Here is a 13,338-nt window from a genome sequence, read left to right as displayed (position 1 = left end):
TCAATTTTTCTCCCGATGGATGTAGGGTGCAAGCACGCGAATTACGCCGTTGTTCAGGGCGTGTGCGCAGGCCACCGGGTACTCCCCTCCGCGAATGTCCCCCGCTTCGCTCCTCCTTTATTTCGCTGCGGGGAGCACCCGATGCCCTGCGCACTTGGGCACGCTGCTGGCATATCGCTGATCAACGACTGCTCTGAAAACGAGCACGCCGATGGGGTGCCTTGCGCAGCGAAATAAAGGAGGAGCCGAAGGCGGGGGACATTCGCGCAGCAAGGTACCCCGTCGGCGTGATCGCCGCCCTGAACAACAGCGCCAAGAACAACAACACCGCATCACCAAGCCCTTCCAAAAACGAAGCCAAGTGCTAGGGATATCTCGGGGGTCTCGCAACTCGCGATTCGTGTGAACTTGACTGCGGTCAAGAGTTTTTGAGTCGTGCAGTCCGACAGTCATCCACGCGCAAAAACAAGTGATTCATTTCCCGTTTTTCACTCGCTGATTGCGTCGTCTTTCCCGAGACCGTCGGACTCATCAAAACATTAAGGACAACTCCATGACTCGGCCAACCACCACGATTGCGGGTTCCAACCCCGCGATGTATCCACCTTCGGATTCCACCTACGCCGTCACCGCCAAGCGGTCCGAAGCGTATCGATGGGGACAGTTGCTGATCGGCATCGTCTGCATGGCGATGATTGCGAACCTGCAATACGGCTGGACCCTCTTCGTCAACCCCATCGCTGAAAAACACGGCTGGAGCCGCGCCGCGATCCAGGTCGCCTTCACCATCTTCGTCCTCACCGAAACCTGGCTCGTGCCCATCGAGGGCTACCTCGTCGACCGCTTCGGCCCACGCCCCGTGGTGCTCGTGGGCGGCGTGCTCTGCGGCCTCGGCTGGGTGATGAATTCGTTCGCCGCTTCGCTGCCGATGCTTTACGTCGCAGCGGCCGTTGGCGGTATCGGCGCGGGCGCGGTGTACGGCACCTGCGTGGGCAATGCGCTCAAGTGGTTTCCCGATCGGCGCGGGCTTGCAGCGGGCATGACCGCCGCGGGCTTCGGTGCCGGCTCGGCCCTCACGATCATCCCGATCTCCGTGATGATCAAGACCAGCGGCTACGAGTCCGCGTTTCTCTATTTTGGGATCGGTCAGGGCGTGATCGTCTTCGCCCTGGCCTGGTTGCTCACCCGTGCACCCGATCACGTGAAGGCGGCGTCGAGCCGCGGCAACGTGCAGCAGTCGCAGCGCGACTACGCACCGTCGGAGGTACTGCGTTCGCCCATCTTCTGGGTGATGTACGCGATGTTCGTGATGGTGGCGGCCGGCGGCCTGATGGCCACCGCGCAGCTCGCGCCCATTGCGCAGGACTTCAAGATCATGGACGTGCCGGTCAACATCATGGGCCTGGTGCTGCCCGCGCTGACCTTCGCGCTCGCCATCGACCGCGTGCTCAACGGCCTGACGCGGCCCTTCTTCGGCTGGGTCTCCGACAAGATCGGCCGCGAGCAGACGATGTTCGTCGCCTTCGCGCTCGAAGCGGTCGGCATCCTGGCGCTGTACCACTACGGCCAGAACCCGATCCTCTTCGTGCTGCTGACCGGCATGGTGTTCTTCGCCTGGGGCGAGATCTACAGCCTGTTCCCCTCGACCTGCGCCGACACCTTCGGCTCCAAGTACGCCGCATCGAACGCCGGCATGCTCTACACCGCGAAGGGCACGGCCTCGCTGCTGGTGCCGCTCTCCAGCGTGCTCGCTGCATCCACCGGAAGCTGGCATGCGGTGTTCATCGTCGCGAGTGCGGTCAATGCCGCGGCCGCGCTGATGGCCTGGTTCGTATTGCGTCCGATGCGCCGCAAGCACATCGAGGCCAGCCGCCAGGCGTCCTGATTCCATCGTTCTTTCAGTCAGCGAAGGCCGATGCGTGAGGCGCGCGAGCGCAGCACATCGGCCAGGGGTGCGGTGCCCTTTGCTTGTACGGGTTGCTGGGGCTGCGGCAGACCGTGCCGCAGTTGGCCATCCGCACCGAGGTCGGCGTTCCGCACGACCTGCTCGACAAGGTGGCCGCAGTTCGCGGCCTCGCTTTCCCTGAGCTTTCCAAACGCGGCAGTGAAGTCCGGCCTCGGCCCGCTGGGCCGCGAGTACCTGCTGGCCGCGGGCGGTACCGGCTACGTCCGGCTCGACGTGGCGCCCGGCCCCTTGTTTCCGGGAAATTGACCTGAGTCAAGGTCTTTGCCTTCGTATTCCTCGACAGTGCCTCCAGAGCGGGAAACCGCAATGTTTTCCTAGGGCAATCGGCAGTGTCTGCGAGCGTATTTCGGTCGTAGGATGAAAAAGCCGGAAGAGCAAAAACCCACGATGAATGACAACCCGGTAAGGAGCGCCGCATGAACGAAGTGGGCCGACACGCCACGATGAGCGAATCCGATGAACTGGCCGCGGTGCGCCAGGTGCTGCTCCAACGCGCGGAAGAGCCGGGGGCGCTGCTCCCGATCCTTCACGACGTGCAGGACGCGCTGGGCTACATACCGCCGCACACCGTGACGACGATCGCCGAGGGGGTGAACCTCTCGCGCGCCGAAGTGCATGGCGTCATCACCTACTACCACCACTTCCGCTCCGCACCCGCGGCGCGCCATGTGATCCAGATCTGCCGGGCCGAGGCCTGCCAGTCGATGGGCGCCGATGCGCTGCTGGCCCATGCGGAGCTTCGCCTCGGCTGCAGCGCGCATGGCCACTCGAAGGACGGCAACTTCACGCTGGAGCCGGCCTTCTGCCTCGGCCTCTGTGCCTCGTCGCCCGCGATGACGATCAACGAAGAACCGCACGCGCGCATGACGACGCGTTCGTTCGATGCGCTGGTGGCGCAATACGGAAGCTGCGCATGAGCCTCACCATCTATGTCCCGCGCGATTCGGCCGCACTGGCAGTCGGCGCTGAACGCGTGGCCGAGCGCATCGCGCAGGAAGCCGCGATTCGCGGCGTGTCTTTCGGCATGGTGCGCAACGGGTCGCGCGGCCTGTTCTGGCTGGAGCCCATGGTCGAGGTGAGCACGCCCGCCGGTCGCGTGGCTTACGGGCCGGTGACCATCGACGACGTGGCCGACCTGTTCGATGCCGGCTTCGCCGAAGGCGCGCAGACGCACCCGCTCTCGCTCGGCCTGACCGAAGAGATCCCCTACCTGAAGAAGCAGGAGCGCCTGACCTTCGCGCGCATGGGCATCACCGATCCCGTGTCGGTCGCCGACTACGAAGCGCACGAAGGCTATGCGGGCCTGCGCCGCGCGCTCGGCCTCAAGCCCGAGGAAGTGGTGCAGCAGGTGCTCGACTCCGGCCTGCGCGGCCGTGGCGGCGCGGCGTTCCCGGCCGGCATCAAGTGGAAGACGGTGATGGCGACGCCGGCCGCGCAGAAGTACATCGTCTGCAATGCCGACGAAGGCGACTCGGGCACTTTCTCCGACCGCATGACGATGGAGGGCGACCCGCTCATGCTTGTCGAGGGCATGACCATCGCAGGCATCGCCACCGGCGCGACCAAGGGCTACGTCTACATCCGTTCCGAATACCCGCACGCCATCGCGACGATGAACGAGGCGATCCGCGCGGCGGAAGCCGCCGGCTTCCTCGGCGAGAACATCCTCGGCTCGGGCCAGACCTTCTGGCTCGAAGTGCGCAAGGGCGCGGGCTCGTATGTGTGCGGCGAAGAAACCGCGCTGCTCGAAAGCCTGGAAGGCAAGCGCGGCATCGTGCGCGCCAAGCCGCCGCTGCCGGCGATCACCGGGCTCTTCGGGCAGCCGACGCTCATCAACAACGTGATCACGCTCGCGAGCGTGCCGCTGATTCTTGCGCGCGGCGCGGAGTACTACCGCGACTTCGGCGTGGGCCGTTCGCGCGGCACGCTGCCGATGCAGCTGGCCGGCAACATCAAGCACGGCGGGCTGGTCGAGAAGGCCTTCGGCGTCACGCTGCGCGAGCTGCTGTACGACTATGGCGGCGGCTCTGCATCGGGCCGGCCGATCAAGGCGGTGCAGGTCGGCGGCCCGCTGGGTGCCTACCTGCCCGAATCGCAATGGGACCTGCCGCTGGACTACGAGGCCTATGCGGCCGTGGGCGGCACGGTGGGCCACGGCGGCATCGTGGTGCACGACGACACGGCCGATTTGTCGAAGCTCGCGCGCTATGCGATGGAGTTCTGCGCCATCGAGTCGTGCGGCAAGTGCACGCCGTGCCGCATCGGATCGACCCGCGGCGTCGAGGTGATCGACAAGATCCGCGCGGACAACAAGCGCGTGGAGCACGTCATCCTGCTGCGCGACCTGTGCAACACCATGGTCCACGGTTCGCTGTGCGCCATGGGCGGCATGACGCCGTTCCCGGTGCTGTCCGCACTCGACCATTTCCCACAGGACTTCGGTCTCGTGGTCCCCGATCGCAAGGCTGCTTGAGCGCGTCGCTCGCACCGCACCGCACAAGCAGCAGGAGACAAGAACACATGCTCGACCATCTGAAAGAAATCGACTACGGCACCCCCAAGCGCGAATCGACGCGCGAAGTGACGCTGGAGATCGACGGCAACGAAGTCACCGTGCCCGCGGGCACCTCGCTGATGCGCGCGGCCGTGGATGCCGGCATCAACGTGCCCAAGCTCTGCGCCACCGACAGCCTGGAGCCGTTCGGCTCGTGCCGCCTGTGCCTGGTCGAGATCGAAGGCCGCAAGGGCTTTCCGGCCTCGTGCACCACGCCGGCCGAAGCCGGCATGAAGGTGCGCACGCAAACGCCCAAGCTGCAAGACTTGCGCAAGGGCGTGATGGAGCTCTACATCTCCGACCATCCGCTCGACTGCCTCACCTGCTCGGCCAACGGCAACTGCGAGCTGCAGGACATGGCGGGCGTCACCGGCCTGCGCAACGTGCGCTACGGCTTCGACGGCGCGAACCACCTGAAGGACCAGAAGGACGAGTCGAACCCGTACTTCACGTATGACCCTTCGAAGTGCATCGTGTGCAACCGGTGCGTGCGCGCCTGCGAGGAAACGCAGGGCACCTTCGCGCTGACCATCAGCGGCCGCGGCTTCGAGTCGCGCGTGTCGCCGGGGCAGGACGAAGCCTTCATGGAGTCGGAGTGCGTGAGCTGCGGCGCCTGCGTCGAAGCCTGCCCGACGGCCACCTTGCAGGAGAAATCGGTGATCTGGCTCGGTCAGCCCGAGCACAGCATCATCACCACCTGCGCCTACTGCGGCGTGGGCTGCGCCTTCAAGGCCGAGATGAAGGGCAACGAGGTCGTGCGCATGACGCCGTGGAAAGACGGTAAGGCCAACGAAGGCCACTCGTGCGTGAAGGGCCGCTTCGCCTGGGGCTACGCCACGCACCAGGACCGCATGCTCAAGCCGATGATCCGCAAGAACATCAGCGACCCGTGGCAGGAGGTGAGCTGGGACACCGCGCTCAACTACGCGGCCGGCGAATTCAAGCGCCTGCAGGCCAAGTACGGCAAGGACTCCATCGGTGGCATCACGTCGTCGCGCTGCACGAATGAAGAAACCTACCTCGTGCAGAAGCTGGTGCGTGCGGCTTTCGGCAACAACAACGTCGACACCTGCGCCCGCGTGTGCCACTCGCCCACGGGCTACGGCCTGAAGCAGACGCTGGGCGAATCGGCCGGCACGCAGACCTTCAAGTCGGTGGAGAAGGCGGACGTGATCATGGTGATCGGCGCCAACCCGACCGATGGTCACCCGGTGTTCGCCTCGCGCATGAAGAAGCGGCTGCGCGAAGGCGCCAAGCTGATCGTGGTCGATCCGCGCCGCATCGACATCGTGAAGTCGCCGCACGTGAAGGCCTCGCATCACTTGCAGCTCAAGCCCGGCACCAACGTGGCCGTGGTCACCGCGCTCGCACACGTGATCGTGACCGAAGGGCTCACGGCCGATGCCTTCATTGCCGAGCGCTGCGACACCGCTTCGTTCGCCGCCTGGAGAGATTTCGTCGCGCAGCCCGAGCAATCGCCCGAAGCCACCGAGAAGGCCACCGGCGTGCCGGCTGCCGAGATGCGCGCAGCGGCGCGCCTGTTCGCGAGCGCCGCCAACGGCGCGATCTTCTACGGCCTGGGCGTGACCGAGCACAGCCAGGGCTCCACCACGGTGATGGGCATCGCCAACCTCGCCATGGCCACCGGCAACGTCGGCCGCGAAGGCGTGGGCGTGAACCCGCTGCGCGGCCAGAACAATGTGCAGGGTGCGTGCGACATGGGCTCGTTCCCGCACGAGCTGCCGGGCTACCGCCATGTGTCGGACAGCACCACGCGTGCATCGTTCGAAGCGGCCTGGGGCGTGACCATCGATCCGGAGCCGGGCCTGCGCATTCCCAACATGTTCGAGTCCGCCATCGGCGGCGGCTTCAAGGGCCTCTATTGCGAGGGCGAGGACATCGTGCAGTCGGACCCCAACACGCAGCATGTGGCCGCGGCCATGATGGCGATGGAATGCGTGGTGGTGCAGGACATGTTCCTCAACGAAACCGCCAAGTACGCCCACGTGTTCCTGCCGGGTTCGTCGTTCCTCGAGAAGGACGGCACCTTCACCAACGCCGAGCGCCGCATCTCGCGCGTTCGCAAGGTGATGCCGCCGAAGGCGGGCCTCGCAGATTGGGAGATCACCGTGAAGCTCGCGCAAGCGCTGGGCTATCCGATGGACTACAAGAGTCCCGAGGACATCATGGCCGAGATCGCCGCGCTGACGCCGACCTTCCACGGCGTGAGCTACAAGCGCCTGGACGAACTCGGCAGCATCCAGTGGCCCTGCAACGACGACGCACCCGAGGGCACGCCGACGATGCACATCGATGCCTTCGTGCGCGGCAAGGGGCGTTTCATCGTCACGCAGTACGTGGCCACCGACGAGAAGGTCACGCGCAAGTTCCCGCTGCTGCTGACCACCGGGCGCATCCTCTCGCAATACAACGTGGGCGCGCAGACGCGCCGCACCGACAACAACCTGTGGCACGGCGAAGACCGGCTGGAGATCCATCCGCACGATGCGGAAGAGCGCGGCGTGAAGGACGACGACTGGGTCGGCATCCAGAGCCGCGCGGGCGAGACGGTGTTGCGCGCCACGGTGTCCGAGCGCATGCAGCCGGGCGTGGTCTACACGACCTTCCACTTCCCCGAGTCGGGCGCCAACGTGATCACCACCGACAACTCCGACTGGGCCACCAACTGCCCCGAGTACAAGGTGACGGCGGTGCAGGTGATGCCGGTGATGCAGCCCTCGACCTGGCAGCAGGAGTACAGCCGCTTCAACAAGACGCAGCTCGACCTGGCGACCGCCGCGTCTGCGACGGACCGCAGCAACGAGACGATCCCCGCGAAGTAGGGAAGCAAGCGCGCCATGAACAACATCGCCACCCTGCCGGCCGCCGAAGGCGCCGACACCTTCTGCGAAGGCGCGCTGCTGCTGCCGGTGCACGGCGTGCGCGGCGGCGAAGCCTACGCGGTGCAGGACTGGGTGGCCGAGGAAGTGCCCGTGGCGCTGGAGTTCAACGGCATCTCGCACGCGGTGATGCTCGCGACGCCGCTGGACCTGGAAGACTTCGCGCTCGGCTTCTCGCTCGGCGAAGGCATCCTCGATGCGGCGCACGAACTCTATTCGGTGGACATTGCGCCCTCGGACCTCGGCATCACGGTGCGGCTGCAGGTGTCGAGCGCCGCGTTCAACCGCTTGAAGCAGCGGCGCCGCACGATCGCGGGCCGCACCGGCTGCGGCCTTTGCGGCACCGAGAGCCTGGCGCATGTGTCGCGCGAACTGCCGGTGCTTGGCGATGCCACCGTGGCGCTGGAGCGCCAGGCCATCGCGCGCGCGATGTCGCAGTTCCAGTCGCTGCAGACGTTGCAGCAGGCCACCGGTGCGGTGCACGCGGCGGCGTGGTGCTCCGCCGAAGGCGAGGTGATGTGGCTGCGCGAAGACGTGGGCCGCCACAACGCGCTCGACAAGCTCATCGGCGCGCTCGCGAGCAATGACATCGATGCGTCGACCGGCTTCATCGCCGTCACCAGTCGCGCGAGTTTCGAGATGGTGCAGAAGACTGCGATGGCGGCTGTGCCGCTGCTGGCCGCCGTGTCCGCGCCGACTTCGTTCGCGGTCGCCACAGCGGAACGCGCGCGGCTCACGCTGGTCGGCTTCGCGCGCAAGGACGACCTGGCCGTCTACAGCCACCCGGAGCGCGTGGCGACGGCTGGGCAGGAACTCACATCCACATCAACCGGGCGCCGCGCGCACTGACGCGAGCTGCCGGCAAGCTACTTCATCTCTTCAAAGGCAGTGCATGCACGACCACGATCCGACGGCGCAACTGGTCAAGATGGCCAACCAGATCGGCAGCTTCTTCCAGGCCCAGTCGCCCGACAACGCGACGCTGGCGACGGGCGCAATCGCGGCGCACCTGAAATCGTTCTGGGCGCCGAGCATGCGCATGCAGCTGATCCGCGCGCTCGAAGCGGGCGGCGCGACGCAGCTGATGCCGATCGTCGCGTCGGCCGTGCGCAGCCATCGCGCGAACCTGCTGCCGGGCGGGGCGGTCGAGCTGGCGGGAAGGAAAGAGCAGTTTCCGCCGGGGGGCGGCGACGCGGGCTGATCGGGCGCGCGTCGTTTTCAACGCGGTGAGCAGCAGCGGAATCTGGCCGCGATGCTCACCGCCGCCGCACCGCCGGCAGATCGGCCGCGGCGGCTAGACGCCCCAGTTCCGCTCCTGCTGCGACTTCAGCAGCGCCTCATAGCAAAGGCACAGCGGCATCGCGATGAACACCATGCCGGCGACATAGATCACCAGGCTCATCACGGGAAATTCCTCGCCGCCCCAGTGCGGAATCGACGTGCCGATCGCAAGGAGCGCGATGACCGCGATCACTGCATGCAGTGCGCTGCGCACGAGCGTGATCCGTTGCGCTGCCGGCGGGTCGTAGGTCTGACGGTCCGATACCGGAACCGGGCTGTGGCCGCCCTTGTCTCCATCATTTTTCATCGTCGCTCCTCGGTGAAGGCGTCAACGAATTGTTAACTCCGGGTTCGGCCCGGTCAAGATCGAAGTCCCTAGTACATCGCCCCAGAGATTTCGAAACACGAAAGCGCGTCTTCGCCCCGATGGCGGCGTTGCAAATCCTCGCGATACCTACGGGTATCGCTGCGGTTTGCGCCTTGCCCTCGGCGCGAATCCATCGCTTTCGTCCTGTTTCGAAATCTCCGGGGCGACGTACCAGGATTTCGATCAGTCGTACTTCAGGGTGTAGATCAGGTCGAGGCCGCTGGTCTGGCCCGCCTGTCCGCGCAGCGTGAGGCGTGTCGTCAGGTCGTAGAAGATGAAGAGCGTGCCGAAGGTGCCGCCGACGCTGCGTTCGTAGGTCACGTAGAAATCCTTCGACAGCCGCTTGCCCAGCGTGACCGCCGACTCGCGCAGATCGCCGCCGCTGCCCGGGCCCTTGAAGCCGAGTTCGTCGAGGCCGAAGCGGCTGGCGAGGCTGCCGCCGCTGCCGCTCTTGCCGATCTTGCCCAGCACCGCGAGCGCGGCCTGCTGCAGCAGCGCCGACTCGCCGCCGCTGGTGGCCGAAGCGCGCCCGAGGATCACCCACGAGAGCGTTTCCGCATCGGAGAGCGCGGGCTCCGAATAGAGCTTCACGCGCGGCGACTGCGCGCTGCCCGAGATCTGCACGCCCGCGCGCTGAGAGATGTTCGGGCGGATCGCGAGGATGTCCAGCTGCGGGTTGTCGAAAGGCCCGTTGAAGCGCGCCACGCCGGTTTCCACATCGAGCTGCTGGCCGTAGGCGCGGTACTGGCCCTTCACGGTCTTCACCTCGCCGGTGATGCGCGGCGGCGCGTTGAGCTTGGTGCTGCGGATTTCCAGGTCGCCTTCGAGCCGCGTCGTGATGCCGCGGCCCTGCACCGCGAAGTCGTCGCCGAGGTCGAAGTTCACGACGATGTCGGGCGGCTTCGCGGTCTGCGGCTTGGCGGCCTGGGCGTCGGCGCGGGCCGATTCGCGCTGCGCGGCCTCGGCCGCTTCGCGGTCCTTGGCGGCCGAGCGCACGACCACGTCGGTGCCGAGACTCGGCGCGGTTTCGTCGGGCAGGATGATGACGGCGCGGTCGGTCTTGAGCTTGCCGCGCACGGTGAACTGGCCGGCATCGAGCCGCGCCTGCAGGTCGCCCGAGAGCGTGACCTGCCGGTCGGTGCGCACCAGCACGCGCAGTGCGCGCAGTTCGCCTTGCAGGGCCATGCGGATGCTCGGCGTGGCGGTGCCCGGTGCGGCGCCCCAGCTCATGTCGCCGCGCGCCGAAAGCGATCCGCCATCGGTGCCCGCCTCGCTTGCCGCGGTGCTGCGGTTGCCGCTCTGGCCGCCGATGCGGGCCGAGCTGCCGGCGCCGCCCTTGAGCGTGAACTCGGTGATCTCGATGCGGTCGCCGGCGAGGCTGGCGCGCAGGCGCCCGTCGCGCAGGTCCAGCCCTTCGACCGGTGCGCGCAGCGCGAGCTTGTCGGCGCCGAGCGTGCCGTTCCAGCGCGGCGCTGCGCGGTTGCCCGAGAGCGTGGCGTTGGCGTCGAGCGTGCCGGCGATGCGCCAGCCCGGCGGCGCGAGCATCGACCACACGCCCAGGTTCGGCAGCGTGGCCTTGATGCTGCCGCCGAGCGGCGCATCGGGCGCCCACTGCCAGCCGCCTGCGCGATGCGTGACGCGCGTGTTCATGTCGGCGTTGATCTTGCCGGCGCGTTCGCTGTCCCAGGCCAGCGTGGCGCGCACCGCATCGCCTTCGGCGTCGAGGCGCAGCTCGGCCTGGCGCAGGCCCGCGGGGGTGCTGGGCGAATCGGCGCCGCCCGCCGAGGCGGAATTCATCGTGCGCTCGCTCGCCGTGCCCGTGCCGGTGCTCGTGATGCGGGTGACCAGCGCGGCCTCGCCGGCCTGCACGCGGATGTCGCCGCTCTGGCGCGCGATGCGGGCCTTGGCGCGCAGCGTGTCGCCGGCGTCGATGTCCCAGTCGCCGTCGAACATCAGGTCGCCGCTGATGCCCAGTTCGCTGAGCGTCGAGCTCGCACCGAAGGCGCCGGCCCAGGCCATCGGCAAGCCCTGCATCTGGCCCTTTGACTGCATGCGGAACACCTTGTTGGGCGCGGCGCCGCTCTGGCTGAAGCGCAGCGGCTGCCAATCGATGCGCACGGTGCCGGGCACGGGGCCGCGCAGCGTGGCCGACGCGGCGGAGGCTTCGACGTCGAGGCGGGCCGGATTGCCGCCGGCGCGGATGGTGGCGGTGACTTCGCGGCTCAACTCCACGATCCACGGGTTGCCGGGGCGGGCGCTGTCCTGCGCCTGCAGGCGCAGGCTGGCGAGGGCGGCGCGCCACTGGTTGGCGCCGGCGATGCCGCCGCTGGCACGGGTGTCGAGCGTGATCTTCTGGGTGCCGGTGGTGGCTTCGCCTTTCAGCGTGAGCGCGGCCTGCGCGAGGCTGCCGGCCAGGTCGACCTGCAGTTCGCGCAATTGCACCGCTGTGGCGGTGCCGCCCGGCTGCGCGGCCGGCAGGTTGAGGTCGAGGCGGGGCACGGTGAGCGCGGCCTTGAGCGTGGGCTCCGCAATGCCGCGCTGCGCCGGTGCGTTCGCGTTCTCGATGCGGCGCTGGATGGTCCGCCAGCCGCCTTGCCAGCTCGCGTCGAGCCGCGCCGAGCCCTTGGCCGTCGTGCCTGCGAACACGCCCGAGAGACCGGGCAGGCCTTCGACCCAGCGCTGCAGGGTGTCGGCATCGTCGATGCGCGCCTTGATGTCGCCTGCGCCCGCGTCCGGCGCGATGCGGCCCTCGACCTGCGCACCGCCGCCGGGCAGCATGAGGTTGAGCTTGCCGCTCGCGGCCTGCTCGGCCACGCGCACCTGCAGCTTGCCGTCGACGCTCGCGCGCTGGGCTTCGATGCGCAGCGTGCGCAGGTCGAGCACCTGGTCTTTCCACTGGCCCTGCGCCAGCGCGCGGTCGAGCGCGAAGCCCGGCAGCGACTTGCTGCCCGCGCCGCCTTCGGCCTTGAGCGATGCGTCGAAGGTGATGGTGTCTTCGCGCTGCTGCGCCGTCACCTGGCCGCTGACGGGCGCGCCGGCGAGTTCGCTGTGCAGTGCGCCGGGCCGCACGCTGCGCACCGTCGCGCGAATCTGCCAGGGCGCGGGTGCGGGGCTCCAGCGCCCTTCGGCATCGATGCGGCCGCCGCCGGCGCGCACGGTGGCTTCGGGGATGGTCCAGTTGGTGCCATCGAAGCCGACGCGGCCTTGCACCTGTTCGACCGGGAGCTTCGATCGGTCCCACGGGCCGGGCAGGGCGTTGCGGATGTCGGCCGAGGCCTTCCATGCGGACGCGCCCGCATCCGGATCGGGTTCGACCGAGACGGTGCCGGTGAGCTGGGTTTCCGGCACACCGGGCCAGAGGCTCGATGCGTCGACATTGCGCAGGTCGGCCTTGGCATCGATCACCGGCTGCGGCAGCCAAGGGGCGATCTGCGCCTGCAGCTTGGCTTCCATCGGCGCATCGGCGTTCTCTTCGGCGGGCTTGAGTTCGGCGGCGACCTGCAGGCGCGCGGCCGTGCCGGCGAGCGTGCCCTTCACGGTGGCTTGCGCGATCACATCGATGTTGTGGTCTTCGGCGAGCGGCGCCTTCACGCGGCCATCGAGCGCTGCGTCGATCGCCATCGGCGCGGGACCCTGCAGCTTGACGCGTGCGCTGTAGTGGCCATCTGCGATGTCGACGCCCTTCACTTCGAGCGCGTGCTCGGCGTTCTTGTAGACGTAGCTGCCGGTGAGGTTCTTCGCCTCCAGCACGGGCGGACCGGCCCAGCGCACCTCGTCGATGCGGAAGGGCACATCCACGTCGACGGGCAGCACAAGTTGTTCGAGCGGCTGGGTGGGCTCTTCGCTCGGCGCACCGCGCTTCTCGATCAGCACCTGCTTCGCATGCACCTCGCCGAGCTGCACCTTGCGCTGGAAGAGTGGCGCGAACTGCCAGCCGATGGTGGCGTCGTTCACCTCCACGGCGATGCTCTCGCTCTGGTACTTGAGCCAGCCGATGTGCCCGCCGGTGCGCAGCGACCCGGTTACGTCGCGGCTTTCGAGCGTCTGGCCTGCAGGGAGGCGCTGCGCCGCTTGCGCCAGCGCGAAGGCGAGCGAAGTGTTCGAGCCCAGCCACCACCATGCGCCCGCGACGAGCAGCAGCACGGCGAGGAAGAGGCCCGCGAAGGTCCATGCCAGCGCGCGCACGACGCGGCGCGCGCGCGAGCGCTTGGCGGCCGGCGGCACGGGCGGCATCGGGTTGGAGACGGCTTCTTCGTTCGACATCGAATGC

General features: G+C 67.8%; 8 protein-coding genes. 6 read left to right on the top strand and 2 right to left on the bottom strand.

Annotated elements, in window-relative coordinates:
* The first annotated feature begins 595 nt into the window (after positions 1–595).
* From oxlT to QF040_RS19720, 6 genes are all read left to right on the top strand, one after another.
* Positions 596–1,885, top strand: a complete 1,290-nt coding sequence (gene oxlT, locus QF040_RS19745; protein ID WP_373423469.1) for an oxalate/formate MFS antiporter — start codon at positions 596–598, stop codon at positions 1,883–1,885.
* Between the two features lie 497 nt (positions 1,886–2,382).
* Positions 2,383–2,883, top strand: a complete 501-nt coding sequence (locus QF040_RS19740) for a formate dehydrogenase subunit gamma (RefSeq protein ID WP_429612474.1) — start codon at positions 2,383–2,385, stop codon at positions 2,881–2,883.
* A complete protein-coding gene (locus QF040_RS19735) occupies positions 2,880–4,439 on the top strand; it encodes a formate dehydrogenase beta subunit (protein WP_429612473.1) in 1,560 nt (519 codons plus the stop codon). The genes QF040_RS19740 and QF040_RS19735 overlap by 4 nt, the downstream gene beginning before the upstream one ends.
* A 47-nt stretch (positions 4,440–4,486) precedes the next feature.
* Positions 4,487–7,363: a formate dehydrogenase subunit alpha gene (gene fdhF / locus QF040_RS19730; protein ID WP_429612472.1), complete on the top strand. Its 2,877-nt coding sequence runs from the start codon at positions 4,487–4,489 to the stop codon at positions 7,361–7,363.
* 15 nt (positions 7,364–7,378) lie between these two features.
* Entirely contained in the window at positions 7,379–8,269 is an 891-nt protein-coding gene (fdhD, locus tag QF040_RS19725) for a formate dehydrogenase accessory sulfurtransferase FdhD (RefSeq protein WP_429612471.1), read from the top strand.
* Between the two features lie 43 nt (positions 8,270–8,312).
* Entirely contained in the window at positions 8,313–8,621 is a 309-nt protein-coding gene (locus QF040_RS19720) for a formate dehydrogenase subunit delta (protein WP_429612470.1), read from the top strand.
* 93 nt (positions 8,622–8,714) lie between these two features.
* Here QF040_RS19720 and QF040_RS19715 read toward each other — a convergent pair whose 3' ends face one another.
* Both QF040_RS19715 and QF040_RS19710 read right to left on the bottom strand, forming a co-directional pair.
* A complete protein-coding gene (locus tag QF040_RS19715; RefSeq protein WP_307597492.1) occupies positions 8,715–9,008 on the bottom strand; it encodes a hypothetical protein in 294 nt (97 codons plus the stop codon).
* Between the two features lie 243 nt (positions 9,009–9,251).
* On the bottom strand, positions 9,252–13,331 hold the full coding sequence (locus QF040_RS19710; RefSeq protein ID WP_429612469.1) for a translocation/assembly module TamB domain-containing protein: 4,080 nt from the start codon (positions 13,329–13,331) through the stop codon (positions 9,252–9,254).
* Positions 13,332–13,338: the final 7 nt, after the last annotated feature.

It is taken from the genome of Variovorax sp. W2I14, from assembly GCF_050435205.1.
Taxonomy (GTDB): domain Bacteria; phylum Pseudomonadota; class Gammaproteobacteria; order Burkholderiales; family Burkholderiaceae_C; genus Variovorax; species Variovorax paradoxus_C.
This window is presented reverse-complemented; position numbering and strand designations above follow the sequence as displayed.

What these genes read in the sequence shown, in the direction of transcription:
- oxlT (WP_373423469.1), top strand. Translation starts at nt 596, where the DNA reads ATGTATCCACCTTCGGATTCCACCTACGCCGTCACCGCCAAGCGGTCC.
- QF040_RS19740 (WP_429612474.1), top strand. Translation starts at nt 2,383, where the DNA reads ATGAACGAAGTGGGCCGACACGCCACGATGAGCGAATCCGATGAACTG.
- QF040_RS19735 (WP_429612473.1), top strand. Translation starts at nt 2,880, where the DNA reads ATGAGCCTCACCATCTATGTCCCGCGCGATTCGGCCGCACTGGCAGTC.
- fdhF (WP_429612472.1), top strand. Translation starts at nt 4,487, where the DNA reads ATGCTCGACCATCTGAAAGAAATCGACTACGGCACCCCCAAGCGCGAA.
- fdhD (WP_429612471.1), top strand. Translation starts at nt 7,379, where the DNA reads ATGAACAACATCGCCACCCTGCCGGCCGCCGAAGGCGCCGACACCTTC.
- QF040_RS19720 (WP_429612470.1), top strand. Translation starts at nt 8,313, where the DNA reads ATGCACGACCACGATCCGACGGCGCAACTGGTCAAGATGGCCAACCAG.
- QF040_RS19715 (WP_307597492.1), bottom strand. Translation starts at nt 9,008, where the DNA reads ATGAAAAATGATGGAGACAAGGGCGGCCACAGCCCGGTTCCGGTATCG.
- QF040_RS19710 (WP_429612469.1), bottom strand. Translation starts at nt 13,331, where the DNA reads ATGTCGAACGAAGAAGCCGTCTCCAACCCGATGCCGCCCGTGCCGCCG.